19 protein-coding genes, 1 tRNA gene and 1 pseudogene are annotated in these 21,925 nt (G+C 51.2%); 5 read left to right on the top strand and 16 right to left on the bottom strand.

Annotated features, from left to right (window positions below; genetic code table 11):
• The first annotated feature begins 2 nt into the window (after positions 1-2).
• The 5 genes from ybgF to C6P64_RS06060 all read left to right on the top strand — a co-directional run bounded on the left by ybgF (position 3) and on the right by C6P64_RS06060 (position 3,491).
• Positions 3-860 carry a tol-pal system protein YbgF gene (ybgF, locus tag C6P64_RS06080; RefSeq protein ID WP_245911641.1) on the top strand — a complete coding sequence of 286 codons (858 nt, stop codon included), beginning with the start codon at positions 3-5 and terminating at the stop codon, positions 858-860.
• Positions 857-1,741 carry a tRNA threonylcarbamoyladenosine dehydratase gene (locus C6P64_RS06075; RefSeq protein WP_105747704.1) on the top strand — a complete coding sequence of 295 codons (885 nt, stop codon included), beginning with the start codon at positions 857-859 and terminating at the stop codon, positions 1,739-1,741. The genes ybgF and C6P64_RS06075 overlap by 4 nt, the downstream gene beginning before the upstream one ends.
• Before the next feature lie 24 nt (positions 1,742-1,765).
• Positions 1,766-1,841: transfer RNA gene (locus tag C6P64_RS06070), tRNA-Lys, on the top strand.
• Positions 1,842-1,908: 67 nt separating this feature from the next.
• Entirely contained in the window at positions 1,909-2,469 is a 561-nt protein-coding gene (locus tag C6P64_RS06065) for a lipocalin family protein (RefSeq protein WP_105747703.1), read from the top strand.
• A 20-nt stretch (positions 2,470-2,489) separates the two neighbouring features.
• Positions 2,490-3,491 carry an adenosine kinase gene (locus tag C6P64_RS06060; RefSeq protein WP_105747702.1) on the top strand — a complete coding sequence of 334 codons (1,002 nt, stop codon included), beginning with the start codon at positions 2,490-2,492 and terminating at the stop codon, positions 3,489-3,491.
• Positions 3,492-3,544: 53 nt separating this feature from the next.
• Here the strand turns inward: C6P64_RS06060 and glmM are convergent, their stop codons facing one another.
• The 16 genes and pseudogenes from glmM to C6P64_RS05995 all read right to left on the bottom strand — a co-directional run.
• Positions 3,545-4,876: a phosphoglucosamine mutase gene (gene glmM / locus C6P64_RS06055; protein WP_105747701.1), complete on the bottom strand. Its 1,332-nt coding sequence runs from the start codon at positions 4,874-4,876 to the stop codon at positions 3,545-3,547.
• 17 nt (positions 4,877-4,893) lie between these two features.
• The gene (gene galU, locus C6P64_RS06050; protein ID WP_105747700.1) at positions 4,894-5,769 is read right to left on the bottom strand and encodes a UTP--glucose-1-phosphate uridylyltransferase GalU; all 876 of its coding nucleotides are present in this window, start codon (positions 5,767-5,769) and stop codon (positions 4,894-4,896) included.
• An 811-nt stretch (positions 5,770-6,580) separates the two neighbouring features.
• Entirely contained in the window at positions 6,581-7,063 is a 483-nt protein-coding gene (locus C6P64_RS06045) for a WbuC family cupin fold metalloprotein (RefSeq protein ID WP_105747699.1), read from the bottom strand.
• A 17-nt stretch (positions 7,064-7,080) separates the two neighbouring features.
• The gene (locus C6P64_RS06040; protein WP_105747698.1) at positions 7,081-8,271 is read right to left on the bottom strand and encodes a glycosyltransferase family 4 protein; all 1,191 of its coding nucleotides are present in this window, start codon (positions 8,269-8,271) and stop codon (positions 7,081-7,083) included.
• Positions 8,272-8,284: 13 nt separating this feature from the next.
• Entirely contained in the window at positions 8,285-9,412 is a 1,128-nt protein-coding gene (gene wecB, locus C6P64_RS06035) for a non-hydrolyzing UDP-N-acetylglucosamine 2-epimerase (RefSeq protein ID WP_105747697.1), read from the bottom strand.
• Positions 9,413-9,435: 23 nt separating this feature from the next.
• Complete coding sequence (gene wbjC / locus C6P64_RS06030; protein ID WP_105747696.1) at positions 9,436-10,566, bottom strand: UDP-2-acetamido-2,6-beta-L-arabino-hexul-4-ose reductase; 1,131 nt, start codon at positions 10,564-10,566, stop codon at positions 9,436-9,438.
• A 49-nt stretch (positions 10,567-10,615) separates the two neighbouring features.
• Positions 10,616-11,644: a polysaccharide biosynthesis protein gene (locus tag C6P64_RS06025; RefSeq protein WP_105747695.1), complete on the bottom strand. Its 1,029-nt coding sequence runs from the start codon at positions 11,642-11,644 to the stop codon at positions 10,616-10,618.
• 9 nt (positions 11,645-11,653) lie between these two features.
• Positions 11,654-12,874: a glycosyltransferase family 4 protein gene (locus tag C6P64_RS06020; RefSeq protein ID WP_105747694.1), complete on the bottom strand. Its 1,221-nt coding sequence runs from the start codon at positions 12,872-12,874 to the stop codon at positions 11,654-11,656.
• A gap of 27 nt (positions 12,875-12,901) precedes the next feature.
• Positions 12,902-13,678, bottom strand: coding sequence for an O-antigen polysaccharide polymerase Wzy (locus tag C6P64_RS17885; protein WP_146115867.1), 777 nt, complete (start codon positions 13,676-13,678; stop codon positions 12,902-12,904).
• A 772-nt stretch (positions 13,679-14,450) separates the two neighbouring features.
• Entirely contained in the window at positions 14,451-15,485 is a 1,035-nt protein-coding gene (locus tag C6P64_RS06015) for an IS630 family transposase (RefSeq protein ID WP_105747693.1), read from the bottom strand.
• An 83-nt stretch (positions 15,486-15,568) separates the two neighbouring features.
• On the bottom strand, positions 15,569-16,666 hold the full coding sequence (locus C6P64_RS06010; RefSeq protein ID WP_105747692.1) for a glycosyltransferase family 4 protein: 1,098 nt from the start codon (positions 16,664-16,666) through the stop codon (positions 15,569-15,571).
• Positions 16,663-17,865, bottom strand: a complete 1,203-nt coding sequence (locus C6P64_RS17880; protein ID WP_146115866.1) for a glycosyltransferase family protein — start codon at positions 17,863-17,865, stop codon at positions 16,663-16,665. The genes C6P64_RS06010 and C6P64_RS17880 overlap by 4 nt, the downstream gene beginning before the upstream one ends.
• A gap of 31 nt (positions 17,866-17,896) precedes the next feature.
• Positions 17,897-18,911: pseudogene (locus C6P64_RS06005) on the bottom strand (IS630 family transposase).
• A 61-nt stretch (positions 18,912-18,972) separates the two neighbouring features.
• Positions 18,973-20,097, bottom strand: a complete 1,125-nt coding sequence (locus C6P64_RS17875) for a glycosyltransferase family protein (protein WP_146115865.1) — start codon at positions 20,095-20,097, stop codon at positions 18,973-18,975.
• Position 20,098: 1 nt separating this feature from the next.
• Positions 20,099-21,541 (bottom strand): oligosaccharide flippase family protein, encoded by a 1,443-nt coding sequence (locus C6P64_RS06000; protein WP_105747741.1) that lies wholly within the window; start codon positions 21,539-21,541, stop codon positions 20,099-20,101.
• 27 nt (positions 21,542-21,568) lie between these two features.
• On the bottom strand, positions 21,569-21,925 hold a 357-nt coding region (locus tag C6P64_RS05995), incomplete at its 5' end, for a UDP binding domain-containing protein (RefSeq protein WP_281257944.1).

Here is a 21,925-nt window from a genome sequence, read left to right as displayed (position 1 = left end):
CGATGAGCCGTCCGACCCTCCATCCCTGCCAGGCCCCGAGCTTCATGCGCCCCATGCGCTCCGTGCGACCGCCCAGCGCTGGCTCCCGCCTGGTGCAACTCGCCTGCGCCGGGCTGCTGGGTCTGGCGGCCAGCCTGCCGTCCCAGGCCGCGCTGTTCGGCGACGACGAGGCGCGCAAGGCCATCCTCGAGCTGCGCGCCAAGGTCGAAGCCAACCGCCAGGCCGGCGACAACGCGCTGGCCGAACTGCGCCGCAAGCAGGACGAGCAGAGCGCCAACAGCGGCCGCGTCGTGCTCGAGTTGGCGAACCAGGTCGAGGCGCTGCGCACCGAGCTGTCCCAGCTGCGCGGCCAGAACGAACAGCTCCAGCGCGACGTGACCGAGCTGCAGCGCCAGCAAAAGAGCACGCTGAACCTGATCGATGACCGCCTGCGCAGCCTCGAGCCGGTGCGCGTGAGCCAGGACGGTGTCGACTTCACGGTCCAGCCGCGCGAGAAGGCCGAATTCGAAGCCGCCATGTCCGCCCTGCGCGCCGCCGACTTCGACAAGGCCGCCGACCTCTACGGCCAGTTCATGCGCCGCTACCCCGACAGCGGCTACCTGCCCGCCGCGCTCTACTGGCAGGGCAATGCCCGCTACGCCTCGCGCGACTACAAGCCCGCCATCGACAGCTACCGCGCGCTGATCGCCAAGGTGCCCAACCACAGCCGCGTGCCCGAAGCCATGCTGGCGATTGCCAACTGCCAGCAGGAGCTCAAGGACGCCAAGGCCGCCAAGCGCACGCTGGAAGAGCTGTTCAAGAGCTACCCCAAGACCGAAGCCGGCATCGCCGCCCGCGACCGACTGGCCCGCATGCAGTGAGCGACTTCGACAGCAGTGACAGCGACGGCGCTGGCGCCGTCTTCGAGCGCCGCTTCGGCGGCCTGCGCCGGCTCTACGGCTTTGAGGGCGCGCAGCGCATCTTCGACGGCCACGCCATCGTGGTCGGCATCGGTGGCGTGGGCAGCTGGGTGGCCGAAGCCTTCGCGCGCAGCGGGGTCGGGCGCATCACGCTGATCGACCTCGACCATGTCAGCGAATCCAACATCAACCGCCAACTGCAGGCGCTGAGCGCGACCCAGGGCCAGGCCAAGATCGAAGCCATGCGCGACCGCATCGCGCAGATCAACCCGCAGGCCCGGGTCCAGCTGATCGACGACTTCGTCACGCCCGACAACTGGGCCGACTGCCTGCGCCTGGCCGGCGTCCAGCCCGGCGAGCGGCTGGCCGTGGTCGACGCCTGCGACCAGGTCAAGGCCAAGACCGCCATGGCCGCCTGGGCGCTGCGCACGCGCGCGCTGTTCATCAGCGTCGGCGCCGCCGGTGGCAAGCGGCTCGCGCATGCGGTCGAGATCGCCGACCTGAGCGACACCACCCACGACCCGCTGCTGGCGCAACTGCGCTACCGGCTGCGCAAGGCCCATGGCGGCGCGCGCCAGGGCAAGATGCAAGTCCCCTGCGTGTTCAGCCGCGAAGCGGTGGCGCCGCCCGACGCCTCCTGCGTGCTGCCGGGCAGCAGCGACGGCACGCTCAACTGCCACGGCTATGGCTCGATGGTCAGCGTCACCGCCAGCTTCGGCCTGTGCGCGGCCGGCTGGGCCATGGACGCCTGGGCGCGCGGGCAGGGCATCGCCAAAAAACTCCTGCCCGAGCCGGAAAACGCCAAAAATCCCGCTACAATGCTGGCTTCGGCGAACGGCTAGATCGATTGCCAACAGTTTCAGGTGGGGTCGTTAGCTCAGTTGGTAGAGCAGTTGACTTTTAATCAATTGGTCGCAGGTTCGAGTCCCGCACGACCCACCATCCCTTCAAAAGCCCCATGCCTAGCATGGGGCTTTTGTCTTTGGCGCGCTCGCGCTAGCATGATGGGATGATCAAACACCGCCTCGCAAGCGCTGCGCTGGCCCTGCTGGTGGCCGGCTCTGCCTTCGGCGCCGGCACCGAGCCCGCCGCGCCCCTCAAGACCATCGAAAAGCTGGACCTGGTGCGCTATCTCGGCACCTGGCACGAAATCGCGCGCACCCCCAACTGGTTCCAGCAGAAATGCGCCTCCGACACAAGGGCCGAATACCGGCCGCTGGCCGGCGACCGGGTCGAGGTCATCAACCGCTGCCGCAAGGCCGACGGCCAGCTGACCGAAGCCATTGGCGAAGCGCGCCGCGTCGGCGGTCCCGACTCGGCCCGGCTCGAGGTGCGCTTCGCGCCGGCCTGGCTGTCCTGGCTGCCGGTGGTCTGGGGCGACTACTGGGTGATCGACCTCGATCCCGAATACCAGCTGGTCGCGGTCAGCGAACCGCAGCGCAAATACCTCTGGGTGCTCGCGCGCCAGCCCCAGGTCGACGCGCAGACCTACGCCGCGCTGCTGGGCCGGCTCAAGCAGCAGGGCTTCGACCTGAGCCAGCTCGAGCGCTCGCCGCAGTCGGGGCACTGATCTCGCGTAGACTCCCGCGCATGTCTAGTCACCACTACCACCTCTACGCGATCGGCAACGCCCTGGTCGATACCGAATACGAAGTCTCCGATGCCCAGCTGCAAGCCATGGGCGTGGACAAGGGCCACATGACCCTGATCGATGCCGCGCGCCGCACCGAACTGCTGGCCCAGCTGCAAGGCCAGCAGGCGCGCCGCACCGGTGGCGGCTCGGCCGGCAACACCGTGGTCGCGCTGGCCCAGCTTGGCGGCCATGCCTTCTACTCCTGCCGCGTTGCCGACGACGAACTCGGCGCCTTCTACGCGCAGGACCTCGCGCACAACGGCGTCGCCACCAACCTCAGCCACACCCGCGCGCCGCACGGCCAGACCGGCAGCTGCCTGGTGCTGGTCACGCCCGACGCCGAGCGCAGCCTCTGTACCTTCCTGGGCGCCACCGCCGAACTCGAAGCCAGCGCGCTGCACCCGAAGGACATCGCCCGCGCGCAGGTCTTCTACATGGAAGGCTATCTGGCCGCCTCGCCCAGCGGGCTGCAGGCTGCGCTCGAGGGCCGACGCATCGCGCGCGAAGCTGGCCAGGCGCTCGCGCTCACGCTCAGCGACGTCAGCATGATCCAGTTCTGCCGTGCCGGCCTCGAAGCCATGGCCGAAGGCGGGCTGGACTACCTGTTCTGCAATGAGGAAGAGGCCCGCGCCTGGACCGGCCTGCAGGACATCGCCGAAGTTGCCACCGCTATTGCTCAGATGGCCAGGACCGTCTGCATCACGCGCGGCGCCCAGGGCTGCCTGGTGCTGGAAAACGGCGCCAGCATTGAAGTGGCAGCACCAAGCATCGATCCGGTCGATAGCAACGGCGCGGGCGACATGTTCGCCGGCGCCTTCCTGTACGCCGCCACCCATGGTTGTACGCACGAGCAAGCCGCGCTGCTGGGCAACCGCTGCGCCGCCGCCGTGGTGGCCCAGCACGGCAACCGGCTCAAGCCGGAGCAGATGCGGGCGTTGCTGGACGGTTTCGGGCGCTAAAACGACAAAAGCCCCGAAAGGGGCTTTTGCTTGAGTCGATCACGTGCCGCGTATCAAGCGCGCGCAGCGTCCGCCATGCGCTCAGCCAGCGTCCGTGCCTGGTCCGCATCGCGGGCCTCGACCATCACGCGCAGCAGTGGCTCGGTGCCGCTGGCACGGATCAGCACGCGGCCGGTCTGGCCCAGCTCGGCCTCGGTCGCTGCAATGGCGGCCTGTAGGGCCGCATTGTTCTTCCAGTCCTGACCCGGCTGCAGCCGCACGTTGATCAACACTTGCGGGAACAGTTCGACACCACTCAGCAGCTCGGCCAGGCTCTGGCCCGAGCGTGCCACCGCCTGCAGCACCTGCAGGGCCGACACCAGCGCGTCGCCGGTGCTTTGCTGGTCCAGCACCAGCAGGTGGCCCGAACCCTCGCCGCCCAGCAGCCAGTGGTGGCGGTGCAGTTCCTCCAGCACATAGCGGTCGCCCACCTTGGCGCGCACGAAGGCCACGCCCTTGGCTTTCAGCGCCAGCTCGACCGCCATATTGGTCATCAGCGTGCCGACCACGCCCGGCACCACCTCGTCGCGCGCCAGCCGCTCGGCGGCCAGCAGATACAGCAGCTCGTCGCCGTTGTACAGGCGGCCTTGGGCATCGACCATCTGCAGCCGGTCGGCGTCGCCGTCGAGCGCAATGCCGATGTCGGCGCCATGCTGCTTGACCGCTGCCACCAACGCCTCGGGATGGGTGGCGCCCACGCCATCGTTGATGTTGAGTCCGTCCGGGCTGCAGCCGATCGCCACCACCTCGGCGCCCAGCTCGTGGAACACCTTGGGCGCGATCTGGTAGGCCGCGCCATGCGCCGCGTCGATCACGATCTTCAGGCCCTTGAGGCTGAGCTCGCGGTCGAAGGTGCTCTTGCAGAACTCGATGTAGCGCCCGGCCGCGTCCTCCAGGCGCCGGGTCTTGCCCAGGCTGGCCGAATCGGCCCAGACCGGCGGCTCCTCGAGCGCGGCCTCGACCGCCAGCTCCCAGTCATCGGGCAGCTTGGCGCCATGGTCGCTGAAGAACTTGATGCCGTTGTCGCCAAACGGGTTGTGGCTGGCCGAAATCACCACGCCCAGGCTGGCGCGCTGGGCCGTGGTCAGGTAGGCCACGGCCGGGGTGGGCACCGGGCCCAGCAGCACGACATCGACGCCGGCCGAGTTGAAACCCGACTCGAGCGCGGACTCTAGCATATAGCCCGAGATCCGGGTGTCCTTGCCGATCAGCACGGTCGGTCGTGCTTCCTTCTGCCTGAGCACGCGGCCCACCGCATGCGCCAGCTTGAGGATGAAGTCAGGGGTGATAGGGCTGTGGCCGACAGTGCCACGGATGCCGTCGGTACCGAAATATTTGCGGGTCATATCAAGTTCTCGTAATGTCAAGCGAGTGCGTGTTCCTGCAGCCAGGCGACAAAATCCGCCCCCACCTCGTCGTGCTCGCGCCCCAGGTCGACCGTGGCCTGCAGGAAGCCGAGCTTGCTGCCGCAATCGTAGCGTGTGCCCTGGTAGCGGTAGGCGAACACCTTCTCGCGCCGCAGCAGCTGCGCGATGCCGTCGGTCAGCTGGATTTCGCCGCCAACGCCGCGAGGCAGGTTTTCCAGTTCGGCAAAGATGCCGGGCGTCAGGATGTAGCGCCCAGCGACGGCCAGCGTGGTCGGCGCGTCTTCGGGCGCGGGCTTCTCGACGATGCCCGACAGGTCGAGCATGTTCTCGGCCACCTGCTGGCCCGAGACGATGCCGTAGCGCTTGGTGTGCTCGCGCGGCACGTCCTGCACCGCCAGCAGGCTGGCACGCCATTCGGCGAACTGCTGCACCATCTGCGCCATCACCGGCGGCTTGCCCACCATCAGGTCGTCGGCCAGCAGCACGGCGAAGGCCTCGTGGCCGACCAGCTCCTTGGCGCACAGCACGGCGTGGCCCAGGCCCAGCGCGCGTGGTTGGCGCACGTAGACGCAGGTCATGTCGTCGGGCGCGATCGAGCGTGCGACCTGGAGCAGGGCGGTCTTGCCTGCGGCCTCGAGTTCGCTCTCGAGTTCGTAGGCGGTGTCGAAATGGTCCTCGATGCTGCGCTTGGTGCGGCCGGTGACGAAGATCATCTGGCGGATGCCGGCGGCATAGGCCTCCTCGACGGCGTACTGGATCAGCGGCTTGTCGACCACGGGCAGCATTTCCTTGGCGCTGGCCTTGGTGGCGGGCAGGAATCGGGTGCCAAGACCGGCAATCGGAAAAACAGCCTTGCGAATAGGTGAAGTCATTTTGTCTTTAATTGGCTGGTTTAAAAGTATTCGATGAGGATATTACTAATATTTCGGAAATATTTGCCACTTTTCTACAGCCAAGAGGCAGCCCTCCAGAGGGAGTTGGCGGAAGCTATGGTGACTCTACTTTCTGAAAATTTAGTAATTGTGTTAGAGCAGCTTTTTTCAAACCATCGGAGTAATTTCCATGCATCAGTCGAAGGAAGTATGTCTATGACATCAAAAGATTGGTTGATGCTTGCCTTAAAGAGGATAGTTTAAACCGAACATTGCGAGTCAGTTTTCTCTAATAGATAGGGATTTTGTGGAGTTTTAAAAACTGAAGTTGCTATCAAGATTTTCCGCGCTGTGTTATTTGCCACATTTTGTGATGTATAATAGTAATATTTTTTGCGGCAGTTGCTTTATTCGCGGTGTTCATGACTTAGTTCGTGATTTGATTAGATGATGCCATCATGCTCTGTGACTTGCATTAGCTTGATTTTGTCGATAATTCAGGCGACAAAGACGACCTGTTAATGTTTGATATAAGTAAGTAGATACTGCTTGATCGGATTGCTTTATTATAGCTCCAAAAGAAATTCTAATTCATGAATCTGTTGGCGCAAGCAGAGCCCGGTGGGAAGTTTGATATTTATTTGGAGGCGCAACCGAAGCTAAAATTAATAGTCTCGTCTGGATTTTGGAGCTAATGCTGTTAGCTGTGGGGATGGATCGGCTAATGAATGTAAAGCCGGATTGTCAAGGTAAATTTTTGAATATAATTTCAATTAATGACTGAAGTGTGTTGGTCGTATTTTTTGTATTATTACAGTAAGAATTTTTGAGCTAGTTGATTTAAGTAATTTACTGCAAAAGTACTTCCTTCTTCAGGTGCCCACGGCGCAAGTTCTTTGGGATTGTTAGGATCAAATGGTCCAGATTTGATTTCAAGTAAAATGCAGTTTGATCTCAAGGCGATAACCGTATGCCATGTGTTGGCTGGAATTTCAAACCCTGCTGCCATGCCTGAACCATATTTTTCGGATCCGAATCTTAAAGCCTGAATAATGTCGCCATTGTTATTAAAAATTAATAGTCCGATTTCTCCGCGAATGGTGATTAATAACTCATCTTTCGGATCAATCGAATGGCGGTGAGGGCGGATGTAACTGTCAGGCTCTATGGCGTTGAATAAGCGCTGACAGCTCTCTTGGTAGTTGTAATGAATATTACGGTGCTGCCGTTGACGTGGATTGATTTTTGCCTGCGTTGATAATTCGTCAAGATATTTGGCGCAAAAGATTTTCATAAGATGCTTGGTGTATTTTAAGTGGATAGTGCGGTGACGATTTGTTTCACCGTTTTATTGACGGAAAACTCACGAAAAAATAGATTTCGACAGCGGTTAGGGAGTTCGACTTCAGTATTTATCTGAAATAATATTTTTTCTGCTAGTTGCAAAAGATCGATTATGTTATTGCTTTCGCATGCTTGGCCAACGCGTTCGTTCCTTATTAATTTTGCCAAATCATTGCCTTTATTCACGTTGGCAAGGACGGGTAAGCCGTTTTGCATGTAAGTCAAGAACTTGCCAGGAATATTATGAGATTGGTGCTTCGAATCCAGCGCAACAATTCCTATGTTGCACTGAGAGTAAAGATCAGGTATTTCATCAGGGTGAATTTCGTCAAAAAACAGGACATTCCTTAGCTTTCTATCCTGGGCTGAGGTTTTCAGGCGTGCAGCGTCACTACCACGCCCTACGAACAAGAAGCCTACATCAGATCGATTGCTCAGTTTTTCAGCTAAATCCAAAAGTATGTCCATGCCTTGGGCGATTCCCATGTTGCCCGCATACACAAAAATCTTTCGTCCCTCCAAAAAAGTTTCACTCACGCGTATTGAGCACCGTACTTGGGCTGGCATGTCGAGCCAATTTTTCAGGACTTCCAACTGACGACCCGACTGTTTCAGCCACTGATCGAAGTAGCCCAAATTGCCAGGGGTTTGTACGCCAATCACATCTGCTACGGAGTATTGGTAACGAGCAATAGCATCAAAAAAACGGTATGGTAGCCCACGCCCCATCAGACCCATGTCAACCGCCCATTCTGGAAATATGTCACGGATGATCAGGTAGCCTTTGCATTTGCTGGATTTTTTTATTTCATTGGCCAGTGGGCCGTGAAAAATCGATGGAGCGTACCATATCACTCCATCCCATTTTTCATTGGCTAATGGGCTCTTTTTCAACTGTCGCAGCATGGAGAATGGCATGACTAATTCACCCAGCGTACGGCGAACGTAGCCTATGTCCTTCGTACGCGGCGCTTTAAGCCGTAGTACCTGCACCCCGTCGATTTCTTCTAGCTGCCAGGGATTATTCTGGTCTGGTGCGGGCAACAGTACTGTCAGTGCATGACCCTGACGTGCAAATTCACGAGACAAGTCCCGTAATTGCACTGCACCTGAAGTCCGAAGGGGAGGGAAGGTGTCTGCGATCAGAGCTATTCGCATGTTTCAGAGCTCACTATTTCTTCCATACCACGCGGTTCACGTAGTCAGTGTAGCTATGGATGATGCGCAGTACCTTGTCCGACACATTGGGCATGCTGTAGTCATAGACCTGACGCAGCAGGCGCTCCTGTCCGCGCGGCTGGCTTTCCAGGATGGCCAGACCCTGCATGACGCGCTCGACCTCCAGGCCAACCATCATCACGGCAGCTTCCTCCATGCCCTCGGGACGCTCGTGCGCCTCGCGCAGGTTCAGCGCCGGGAAGTTCAGGATCGATGATTCCTCGTTAATAGTGCCGCTGTCCGACAGCACGGCCTTGGCCGACAGTTGCAGCTGGTTGTAGTCGGTGAAGCCCAGCGGCTTGAGCAGCTGAACTTGCTCATGGAACTTCGCACCGGTGGCTTCCACGCGCTTGAGGGTGCGCGGGTGGGTCGACACGATCACCGGCAGGTCATAGGTTTCGGCCACGGTGTTGAGCGTCTGCACCAGCTTGCCGAAGTTGGTGTCGGAGTCGATGTTCTCCTCGCGGTGTGCACTGACGACAAAGAACTTGCCGGCTTCCAGGCCCAGGCGCTCGAGCACGTTCGACGCCACGATGCCCGCGCGATAGTGGGTCAGCACCTCGAACATCGGGCTGCCGGTCTTGATCACCTGGTCCGGCGGCAGGCCCTCGCGCAGCAGGTACTCGCGCGCGATCGAGCTGTAGGTCAGGTTGATGTCGGCGGTGTGGTCTACGATGCGGCGGTTGGTTTCTTCCGGCACGCGCAGGTCGAAGCAGCGGTTGCCGGCTTCCATGTGGAAGATCGGCACCTTGCGCCGCTTGGCCGGGATCACCGACAGGCAGCTGTTGGTATCGCCCAGCACCAGCAGGGCGTCAGGCTTTTCGCTCACCAGCACGCCATCGACAGCGGCAATGATCTTGCCGATCGTCTCGGCCGCGCTGCCGCCAGCCGCGTTCAGGAAATGGTCCGGCTTGCGAATGCCCAGGTCGTCGAAGAAGATCTGGTTCAGCTCATAGTCGTAGTTCTGTCCGGTGTGGACGATCACATGTTCGCAATGCTCGTCCAGCTTGGCCAGCACGCGCGACAGGCGGATGATTTCGGGTCGGGTACCGACCACGGTCATGACTTTGAGTTTTTTCATGTTCTGTAGTGGAGCAGAGCAGATCACAGCGGGCAGGCGAAGGTGTCGGGACGCTGGCGGTCGAAGACCTCGTTGGCCCACAGCATGACGATCATCTCCTCGCTGCCGATGTTGGTGATGTCGTGGGTCCAGCCTGGCACGGTCTCGACGATCTCGGCCTTGGCGCCGCTGGTCACCAATTCGTGCGATTCTCCGGTCTGCATGTGACGGAACTTGAAGCGCGCCTGGCCCTTGATCACCAGGAACTTCTCGGTCTTGGTGTGGTGGTAATGGCCGCCGCGCGTGATGCCCGGGTGCGCCGTGAAATAGCTGAACTGGCCGCAGTCGGGGGTCTTGAGCATTTCTGCAAAGACACCGCGCGGGTCGTCATACATCGGCACGGTGTAGGTGAATTCCTCCACCGGCAGATAGCTCACATAGGTCGCGTAGAGCGCGCGCACCAGACCCGTGCCGACGCGTTCGGTCATCAGGGTCTGGCGGCTGTCCTTGAAAGTCTGGATCAGGCCCGCCAGTTCGCCCACGGTGCTGGTGTACTGCGGGGTCACGGTGGCAAAGCCTTCCGAATCCACGGCGGCATCAGCGCCATCCATCAACTGCACGAAGCGTTCGATCACATCGTCCACGTAGACCAGGGTCACCACCGCGGCCGGATCGTTGATCTGGATCGGCAGCTCGCGCGCGACGTTGTGACAGAAAGTGGCAACAGCCGAGTTGTAGTTGGGCTTGCACCACTTGCCGAACACATTGGGCAGGCGGAACACATGCACCGGAACGCCATGCTCGCGCTGCAGCGCGAACAGCGCGTCCTCGGCGGCCCGCTTGCTTTGGCCGTAGGGGTTGTCGCGCGCCGCCTGGGTAGACGAGGTATAGACCACCGGTACCTTCTTGCCCGAGGTCTGGGCGATTTCAGCCACTGCATCGCACAGTACTTGCGTCAGGTCGGCATTGCCGGTGACGAATTCCGCCGGGTCCTGCGGCCGGTTGATGCCCGCCATGTGAAAGACAAAGGCTACGCCCTGCAGCAAGGCCGGCAGTTGCGCCGTGGAATGCTCCCGCGTGAAGCAGACGACCTCGACATCCTTGCGTTCTGCCAGGTGCAGTTGCAGGTTCTTGCCGACGAAACCGTTGGCGCCAGTGATCAGGATTTTCAGCATTGAATTAATGGAAGAGGAAGAATTTTTGATAGATCACTTATTTAGTCTGTCATTCCTCAGCTTCTACATGCTCACCTCGTACAGTTGCTTGCATGAAGCGCAGCTTCATCAGCAACTTCTGCATGCCATTTACGTCAAGTCGGATGGTATTGTGGGAGTTGTATTCCACCGCTTCAGAAATTTTTACTTCACCCTGTTCCGTGAATTTTCCGTAGTTCAAGTCTCTCAAATCTGGCGGCACGCGGTAGTAACCACCTAGGTCTTGCGCCGCAACCATTTCTTCGCGGCTGAGCAGTACCTCGAACAGCTTTTCGCCATGGCGAGTGCCAATGATGTTGATAGGGTGTTCAGGAATACCGAGCATGTCTGTTAAGGACTTGGCTAGCACTTCAATCGTTGCTGCGGGTGCCTTTTGCACAAAGATCTCGCCTGGTTTGCCGTGTTCGAAAGCAAATAATACCAAATCCACCGCGTCGTCTAGCGTCATCATGAAGCGGGTCATATTTGGATCAGTGATTGTGATTGGTTCACCGGCGCGAATCTGGTTAGTGAACAGTGGAATTACGGAGCCGCGCGAACACATTACATTGCCGTATCTGGTGACGTTGATGACAGTGCCATTGCTGCTACGCGACTTAGCTACCGCCACTTTTTCCATCATGGCCTTGCTGATGCCCATGGCATTGATGGGGTAGACGGCTTTGTCGGTGCTAAGCACCACAACGCGGCTTACGCCACAGCTGATCGCTGCTTCCAACACGTTCTCTGTGCCCAAGACGTTGGTTTTGACCGCTTCCAACGGATGAAACTCGCAGGAAGGCACCTGTTTGAGAGCAGCAGCATGAAAGATGAAGTCTGTCTCACGCACAACATTTAGCACAGACTGGTAGTCGCGAACATCTCCAATATAGAACTTTAGCTTTGGGCTATTGTACTTTTTTCGCATATCGTCCTGCTTCTTCTCGTCGCGACTGAAGATTCGGATTTCACGCAGGTCAGAGTCAAGGAAGCGACGTAACACTGCATTACCGAAAGAGCCGGTACCACCAGTAATAAGCAAGGTTTTGTTTTGAAACATAATGATCTATCACCCGAAAGTTTTGGTTGGTAAAATTTTGAAAGGCGCTTCTGCGACATCGAAAAACATTTTCAGATTGTCTTGGGTAGCCAGGCTTGATTCTAGATATTTTTTTGCATATCGTAATGCTGATTGACGGCGGTCAAGGAACTCCTCTGGAGTGAGATGTGAGTATTCTTCAATGCAATTTTTCCATGCACTGAGGTCATTCGGGGGGAGTATGCGAATACCACTTGATGGATCTTCTTTCCATGGTGTTTCATTTGTAGTTATAACTGGAGTTCCTGCGCAAAGCGATTCGAAAATAACATGTCCAAAGTTTTCGCCATGGGTGGGGAAAGCGAATAAATCATATTTTTTGAAAGTTGAGTTGATTTCGTTTGGAGTAAGTTCGCCACAGTATTTGAATTTAACATTGCGGGGCAAATTTTTAGATAGATCTAAGCATTTCTTCCAGTAGTTAGAGTCTTCTTGTGGTCCATAGACATCAAGATCAACTTTAGAGTTGACTTTTGTTAAAATTTTGAGCAATCCATCAAGATTTTTTTTGGGGGATATGCGGGAAATAAAAATAATTTGCAATGTATCGGTTTTTTTATTATTGAATTGAACCGATTGGTTGTCGTCCTGCAATGTAACGAGGTCAGCAGCAGTGTGGATTTTAGCGTCAGGTATGACGCGAATTATGTCCGCTGCTTCACTTTGTGTTGAAGCATGCCAGTGAATATTGCGGTAGATACCCAAGAAACGAGAAAATGCTAGATATATTTTCTTTTTGAAGGATTTAATTGAAAGAGCTCCTCTAGAGAATTCGCCGCGAGGAGCAAGCAAGATGGGAGGAAGTTTATTTTTATAAAGCCAGCCTCTAATGGCGATTGAAATGGAAGCGCGATAACTGAAGAAACTGTTAAGATAAATGACATCAAAGTGCTTATCTTTTTTTGCTCGTATTAATCCTGGCCATCCAAAGTAATTTGGACTCGTATAAAACACAGGCCCATCGGGTAATTTTGTCCATTCGTTAGATTTTATTCCGTCATATGGAGTGATGCCGCCAAGATCACGATCGCGAGTATAAATTGATAAATCGACGTGATTTAGTAATTGATAGCGCATGTTGTATAGTGTTGTGATAGGTCCGCCGCCGAGATAGCCCGGAATGTAATAATCTGTGACACAAAAAACACTAATCCGACCCTTGTTTTTATTGAGCTCTTTAATTGATTGCATGGTATTTGTTTTTATTTAATTAATATTTTATTTGAAGGAAAATTTGAGTATATTAACATATCGAGCGAAATTTTTAACAATTACCCAAGAAAATAAGCTTCCTATAATATAGGCTGTGGATGATAAAAGATCTCCGCGTAGCATGAAAAATAACGATCCAATTAAGAAATAATATAAGATTTGATGGTATGAGGTTGATTTGATAAATTTTATATTTAGAAAGTATTTATCTATGCGAGCCATGTAATAAGCAGTAATTGATGCGAAAATTAAAACGCCAGCTAATCCGAAATTTACATAACCTTCACCTAGGAGTGGCATTGATACATTGTTGAATACATATCCTAGCTGTTCTGCCATTTCGTAACCGCTACCAACTGGTTTGCTACTCCAAAATAATCTAGGAATGAAGAAAAACAGAGATCCGAGAAGTTGATATCCATTTGTTACGAAATTAGCTTCGACAGCGCTGGCAAAGTTTTCGTAAGCATCAAAGTGCGCAGCATAAAAGAATTCAGCAGAAGGCAATAAATTTATATTACTGAAATTTGAAAAATATCTAAATTGATCCAAGAATGGAAACATGAAAATTAGTGAGAAAATTAGTGCAGCAGAAAAAAATGATGATTTTCTCATTGGCGGCACAAGCATTATTATTAATGGAATATATGCAAATGCAACCATGTAGCGCGGAACTCCAGTAGGGAAAACAGATATTAACATTAATATAAAAAGAAAACTCTTTTCGGTTACACAGTTTTTAATCTGTGTTGCTGCATAAAAGAAGCAGAAAGCTGCATTCATTCTGGTTATCATTCCGATGACTAGTGCTATTGATGAGGATTCAATATTAATTGTTTTTTGTTCGTTGGCTAGGCCTCTGAAAAATAGTTGCGTGAATGAAAAGTTATTCATGTAAAAAAGAATTATGAAACTTAATATAGATAGCATTATCAGCATAAGTGCTGTTAATTTGGGTTTTATTATATAATTGGGAGTGGGGGTTATTTTTTTAATTGCTTTAAAGTTTAATGAATAAATAAAAATTACTAACAAATTCGCTGTAAATATAATTCCATTAACAAGTATATATGTGGATTCCGGTATAAAAGATGATCGCCATATTATCTGTCCCATTGAGTAATGTAGCCAAGGTAGTAGACCTAGAAAAACAAGAGAGAAAATGAAATAAATTGTATTTAGACTTGTATTGCGGCCAAATGAGAGGCTTAAGCCTATTGCACTTTGGAATACTAACGTCAAAAACGTTAAACCTGATAGATCGTAATTTAAATCAAATGAAATTAAAAAAATAATAATTGAAGTTGGAAGCCATAGATATGAAAGTAGTTTTTTATGCATTTCGAAGTTTTTGATTTTTAAAATTTATTGAGGGTCAAATTTTAATAAAATATTTTTTTAAATAATTTAATAATTAAAAAATGCATCATTCCAAATAATGTTTGGAAATCGCATGAGATTTCAGGTTTTTTGGCCGTACGTCGTGCATATTGAAACGATTGCCGATTCGTGTCTTTGTTTTCTGTATCAGTTACTAAGGTTTCGGAAAGAATTGTCACATTAGGGCGTACAGGCATTCGTTATGACGGAAGAACGACTTGACCAGTTCGGGCAGCTTCTGGATGCGGCGCAATGCGCCGAGAGCCAGCCGCTTCATGTCGTCTCTGCTTTCGACGAACTGGCTGCTGACGCGCTTCTTGACATGCGCCCAGACCTGCTCGTCCGGGTTGAGCTGGGGCGAGTACGGCGGCAGCAAGAACAGTTGCAGCTGGCCGGCCTGGCTCTCGACGAACTCCCGCACCAGCTTGGACTTGTGCACGGGGTGACCATCGACCACCACGAATACCGGATTCGTCGCACCCACCATCAGTCGCTGCAGGAAAGTTTTGAACACTGGGGCCGTAACGGTGCCCTCGTGCAGCATGAAGCGGAACTCGCCCTTGGGGCTGACGGCCGAGAGCATGTTGAGCGAGAAGCGTCGGCCGGTGGCTGTCACCACGGGCGTCTGTCCCGCCGGTGCCCAGGTCGTACCCGTGTGATAGTCCGAACGGATGCCCGCCTCGTCGGCAAAGAACACCGTCGCACCCTGTTCACGGGCTTGCTGCTTGATAGCGGGAAATTCCTCGGTCTCCCACTTCTGCACCCGTTCGGGGTCCTGCTGCCAGGCACGGTAGAGGGGCTTTTGCACCGTGATGCCCAGCAGCGACATGACGCGACTGACCGAGGACAGAGACATGGTGTGACCAAACTGGCGCCGGATGAGCTCGCGCAAGATCGACAGCGTCCACAGTCCAACTTCGAAGCCGTGCTCCAGCGGCGTCTGGTCGGTCACTGCCTGGGCCAGCGACTGCATCTGTGGCTCGGCGAGCTTCGGAGGACGACCCGGAATCGGCTTGGCCTTGAGCGCTGGCTCACCGCCCTTGTAGAAGTCGGCCAGCCAGCGAAAGACCGTGCGGCGATGCACCCCATAGGCCAGCGCCAGGTCGGTCGCTTTCATGCCGGCCTTGGTCGCTTCAATCGCACGAAACCGCATGGCTTCGAGCGTGGCGTGGTCAAGCTTGCGGGCGTCAGTCTTCTTGTCGGTGGTCATGCCTCGATTCTACGGAAGTGACTTTACTTCCGGAAACATTAGTATACTCACAGACTGCTCGGAAACATTTTTGGAGGAAATTCTTAGTGATCAATAAATTCAATGAAGCGTTTTGCCATGGAGTCAGTGTTGTACTCCGTATCAGCGAGTTCTATAGAAGCATGAGACATTTGAATTCGCATTTCAGAATTTTCAAGTAAGGAGGAAAGTGTTTTAGCTAATCCGTCTGAGTCGCCTTTTTTAAAAGAAAGACCAGTAATGTTTTCTTTAAAAGCTGCGATTTCAGGCATGTGAGAAAGTAGGTCATCATGAACTACTGATGGAAGACCATATGCCATAGCATGTATTAAACTGAGGCCGACTCCACCAGGATAGCAAAAAATGGAAGCTTTATTAGCCACCGAGGCAATATATGCTTCATCAACAGTAGCGCCATGCCAGACAACTCGAGAATTTAGATCATTATCTTGAGTCCATTTATTTAATATGGCTGTGTTGCTTCCTTCGCCAATAATATGCAGCGTTGCTTTTTTTAGTTGCGGGTTAAGCATTGCTTGCAATAGTAGGGATATTTCTGATTTTTCTGTCAGTCTGCCTATGAATAAAATGTTATATCCCCGCTTGTTTGGGGTATAATTAGCACGAAGTTTCTGAATTGGCTTGACATCTATTCCGTTATTTAGTGCGGCAATAGGCCGCCGATCTGAATTTCCAAATCCAGATTTGTATTTTAAAACCTCTGCGTCAGTGTAGAATAAAACAGCGTTTGCAATCCGCATCAGTGCCATGCGTAGAATGAAACGATGAAAACGAGAAGTTGCACTCCAATATTGCCCCCACCACACAGTTCTGGCACCACGAATGCGTGCCAACAAGAGTAGGGCGATATTTGAAAGACAGCGCGGAGCACCAGATACTACCACTACATCGTCATGTGAAAATGGTAAAGAAAGCGCCCCCGACTGCCATTCAGCACCGCTAAAGAGCCGCTTCGTTGGCCCAATGGGATGTGACCATGACTCATTGTGCAAATTTTCTGTTAGCACACCCATTTGAAGTTTAGATGAATAAACAGAAAAACGTGGCCCTAGGTTTTCTGCCAATGCGGAAAAGAAAGCTTTTCGGTAATTTGGCACAACAGGCTGCACAATGACGATGCGTGGTTTTGATTCTTTAGTCATTTGATGCAGTTCTCCATTTGTGCGGTAGGTGATAAAGCAGTAAGCTGTCTGAATGCATTGATCATGGCATCATCCGACAGTGCCTCTTGTATTGCTTGTGATCTAACTTGTATGTGTTCTTCGCTAGCTGTATTTTTAATAAGCTGTTCCAATTGTTTTAGTATGATTTTAGGATCTAGGCTGTCGCAGGCTATACCATAGGGATATTTCTCTAAAAAACCGGTCACACTACTGCTGCGTGGGCCATGGTGAAATATGCTTAATCCAGCCGCTGAGTATGCAGTCATTTTTCCGGGGAAGGATGTGCGAGCAACAAATTCTTTATCTGGATGCAACCAGTAAGGGAGATAGCCGATGTCCATCTGAGACATGAGCATTATTGCCTCATTTTGTGGCATGGGGCTATAGAGCTTTAGGCGTGAAGGACGTGCTGCCCCTTTGAGTGGAAATCGTCCAGCAAAAATAATATTAATATCATGCCCGGATATTTTCCAGTTAGAATTTTCTATTGCCTCAATAAAAGCGTTCCATTCATCTTTTGCGTATAATGAGCCTGCAAAAATAATTTTAATCGAGTTTTCTGAATTTGATTTGCGAGTGGTATTGATTGGGGCGATTCCATGCTGCATAAGATATAATTTAAGCCTTGGAAATTTATCAGAATAAATTTGACGCATGTTTTCACTCACTACAGTAGCAGCATTTGCTTTTGACATGAGTCTTTTGAAGTAACTCTCAAGTATTTCGCAGTTTCGCTTTGAAAATCCCAGATTATGTAGAAGATATTCTGGTGCATCCCATACGGTTACGCGTATGTCATGTCCGCGTTCTGCAAGTAGTGCAGTTATACATATAAGTTCTGGGCTGGAAGTTGTAGTCCAAATAAGCTTAGATCCAGATGCAATAATTTCTTTCTCTATTTTATTAACACGGTTCTTTAGTTCGAAATTTAGAAAAGTCGAGAATCGCAGATTCTGCCATGAGCGAAGCCTAATAAGCGTTGAATTGATCGACCTGCTAATAATTCCGTGGCCGGCAATTGAGAAATTTAATAAAAACGGCGCTTCAAAGTTCCATATTATATCAACATCGCTTATTTTATTTATTATGTCATTTATAAAAATACTTCCTATTCCGTTGCGATTGGGTTCGGCTGATGTCAGTAGAAATATTTTATTTTTTTTAGAGTTTTTTGGCATAAGTTATGTACTAAGGTTTCGGAAAGAATTGTCACATCAGGGCGTACAGACATCCGTTATGACGGAAGAACGACTTGACCAGTTCGGGTAGCTTCTGGATGCAGCGCAATGCGCCCAAGACCAGCCGCTTCATGTCGTCCTTGGTCTCGACGAACTGGCTGCTGACACGCCGCTTGACATGCGCCCAGACCTGCTCGTCCGGGTTGAGCTGGGGCGAGTACGGCGGCAGCAAGAACAGTTGCAGCTTGCCGGCCTGGCTCTCGATGTACTCGCGCACCAGCTTGGACCTCTGCACGGGGTGGTCATCGACCACCACGAACACCGGCCGGAGCCGTCGCGCCCACCATCACCCGCTGCAGGAAAGTCTTGAAGAACGGGGCAGTGACTGTGCCCTCGTGCAGCATGAATCGGAACTCGCCCTTGGGACTGACAGCCGAGAGCATGTTGAGCGAGAAACGGCGACCCGTGGCTGTCACCACGGGCGTCTGTCCCGCCGGTGCCCAGGTCGTGCCCGTGTGATAGTCCGAACGGATACCCGCTTCATCGGCAAAGAACACCGTCGCACCCTGTTCGCGCGCTTGCTGCTTGATGGCGGGAAACTCCTCGGTCTCCCACTTCTGCACCCGTTCGGGGTCTTGTTGCCAGGCACGGTAGAGCGGCTTCAGCACTGTGATGCCCAACTGCGACATTACGCGACGGACCGAGGACAGGGACATGGTGTGACCAAACTGGCGCAGGATCGACAGCGTCCACAGTCTGACCTCGAAGCCGTGCTGCAGTGGTGTCTGGTCGGTCACCGCCTAGGCCAACGACTGCATCTGAAGCTCGGCGAGCTTCGGAGGACGGATTGGCCTTGAGCGCTGGCTCACCGCCCTTGTAGTAGTCGGCCAGCCAGCGAAACACTGTGCGGCGATGCACACGCCATAGGCCAGCGCCAGGTCAGTCGCCTTCATGCCGGCCTTGGTCGCTTCAATCGCACGAAACCGCATGGCTTCGAGCGTGGCATGGTCAAGCTTGCGGGCGTTGGTCTTCTTGTTGGTGGTCATGCCTCGATTCTACGGAAGTGGCTTTATTTTCGGAAGTCTTAGTATTTTATTTACTAGATTTTTATAAATCTACATGATAATTTTTTATGTATTTTGATAGTGGTTCGATTTGATTTTCGCTGTTCATTGTTTTTATATGGTAGGCAAGGGAATTGAGTCTAATTTCCTCTATTTTATTTCTACTTTCTATGATATCGAATAAATTTTTAATTGTTTTATTTATATCCCATGGGTTAATCTTGAATGAGATATTTTCTGGCAAATAACTCAGCCCCGGATTTCCGGTGTGAATTATACCTAATCCACTTGACTGATATTCGCATATTTTGTTGGACGCAGCAGATGCATAAATCGATCTGTTTAATTTTGTCGTTTCTTCAGAATATGGTGCCCAAAATAAACCGAAATCATAGTTTCGCTGAAGATTTAGGAGTTCGCTTTTTCTTACAGGGGGATAAACTGTATAGTTGGGATGGTTTGATAGTTTTTTTGCTTTTTCTCTTATGTTATCAGTTCCTGGAAGGTACCAGTCAAATAAAATTCCTTTTTCACATAGTGTGTTTATGAAGTCTCCAAGTAATTCCCAGTTCATCCCTGCTCCGTAGTTAGACCCAGTAAATATTATTTTTGCTGGGCCACAATGTTTATCTAGTTTTATATTTTTTTTAACTGGGGTTGCTTGCCTAACAACAATGGTTTTACATTGTAGTTTTGGCCATTCAGTGATTCTCCATTGAACTCTTAAATCGCAAACATCTATACATAGGTCTAAGTAGCGGCTAAACTTTTTTATAATTATTTCATTGATGTTGTTTTCTATATAATCTGAAAAGTAAATCCCTGCTTTTACTTTGCGTTTTGTATTCATTATTATTTTGTATATGACTCCTATTATTGAGTATTGGTGTTGACCTATCACCCAATCTGGTTTTATCTTAAATAATTCACCCAATATCCCATGTGAATTTCCTTTTAATAATGGAATGAAGCGTGTGATGCTGCCTGTATTTTTAATTTCAATCCATTTAAAGTTAATTTGTATTTCTAATGAGTTTGACAACTCTAATGGATTTGTTCTGGATAGCAAAGTCACTTCATGACCATCTCGGGATAATTTTTCTGCTATGTAAAAAAATGCAGGATAAAGGTTTATGTTGTTTAATGCTATCAATGCTACTTTTGCCATCTTATCTTTGCTTTTTGATGAAGTTATTAATAGTAATTCTAGCAATTTCGTTTATTCGTAGTTCTATTAATATGTAGGTGAATAGGAGTGCTATTGCGAAAATGCCTAACAATATGATTTCATCTATTTTTTTGGAAATGATAAATGCAAATAAAATAAATATTGCTGATGAAGTTGTTGACTTTAAATTGTTGCTGATTGCATTGTTTAATTTTAATAGAATGGCTGCGTCAATTAAAACTCTTGCCGTCCACGCATAAGCGGCACCGATCGGTCCGAGTGTTTTTATTCCGGCATATAGAAGTATTAAATATATTGGTATTTCTATGGCAAAAATTATAACTATTTTTTTTGGGTTATTATTGGATATGAAGTTGGTGTGGTATGGAATTACTAGTGAGTTAATCCAAACTCCAATTAGTAATATTTCTCCTATACCTTGACTGTTTGCATGGTTTTCGCTGTTAACCCAGAACTTTAAAAAGGTGTCAAATCCAATAATGGATAGTATTACTACTGATGTTGACGCAAAATTTAAAATTGCGGAGGATTTTTTTGCAATTTCACTGCCTTTGATATTTCCCTCTGTTGCTAATCTTGGAAATAGCGCGCTAGAAAATGATGATGAAATTATCATCGATCTTGAAACTAAGTCATATGGTATTGTATATGCGCTTACCGCTATTGGTCCTTTAATTAATCCAATTATTGATCTATCAATTATTGTTAGTAAAGGAGATAAGAAATTTATTGCTGATATCCATCCTCCATAATTTATTAGCCTTTTGAATATTTTAGTATTAAAATCAATTTTACGATGCTTTGTAAATACATCTCTGCACGTTTTTATTAACCATAGCAATGATATTATACGTGCAGCCAATGTTGATGCAATTAATATGCGTAAATCTATATGGCCATTGTAGGCGATAACTAGAGGTGCCGTTTGCGAGGCGATAGATCCTATCGTTTGTATAATTGAAATTTTGCCAAACATTTGTTTGGCTTGTAGAGCACCTATGTTTACCGATGAGATGAGTAGTATCGGGGCGCAAGCTATTGCAATTAATATTGCTCCTATTGTTTCATTTGATAGTTTTTGATTTATTCCGAATAAATTTATATTATGTGATAAGCTTAAAAGTGAAATGATGATTGCGGATGTGATTCCACTTATAGCTCCTATTGCTATAGTCGCTGTCCAGTATATTTTGCAGTGCCATTCATTATTGTTTGGGTTGCTTTTTGATATTTCTTTTGTTACTGATTTGCCAAGTCCTAAGTCCATAAAGCTAAAGTAGCTTTGAATTGTAAGTATTATTGCTATAATTCCATAATTTTCTGCTCCGATCAGTTCTAAATATTTTGGTATAGTTAGTAGTGCGATTAAGAGTGGTGCAGTGGCGCTTGCAATGTTTATTATTGTATTTTTTGCTATACTCATATTGAAATTAATATTGTTTATGAGTTTTTAGTTGTCGCCAAATAGGTCGCGAGTGTAGATTTTTTCTCTGACGTCGTCGAGGTCGGCGGTCTGGCGGTTCGCGATGATGACGTCGCACTGCTGCTTGAAGCGGGCCAGGTCGCGCACGACTTCCGAGCCGAAGAAGTCGTCAGCCTCCAGCACCGGCTCGTAGACGATGACCTTGATGCCCTTGGCCTTGAGCCGCTTCATCACGCCCTGCACGCTGCTGGCGCGGAAGTTGTCGCTGCCGGCCTTCATGACCAGCCGGTAGACCCCGACCACCTTCGGGCCGCGGCGCAGGATGTCGTCGGCGATGAAGTCCTTGCGCGTGCTGTTGGCGCTCACGATGGCCGAGATCAGCGT

Source organism: Malikia granosa (assembly GCF_002980595.1).
GTDB classification, from domain to species: Bacteria; Pseudomonadota; Gammaproteobacteria; order Burkholderiales; family Burkholderiaceae_C; genus Malikia; species Malikia granosa.
Note: the sequence above shows the minus strand (reverse complement) of the source record. Positions and strands in the feature narration are given on the sequence as shown.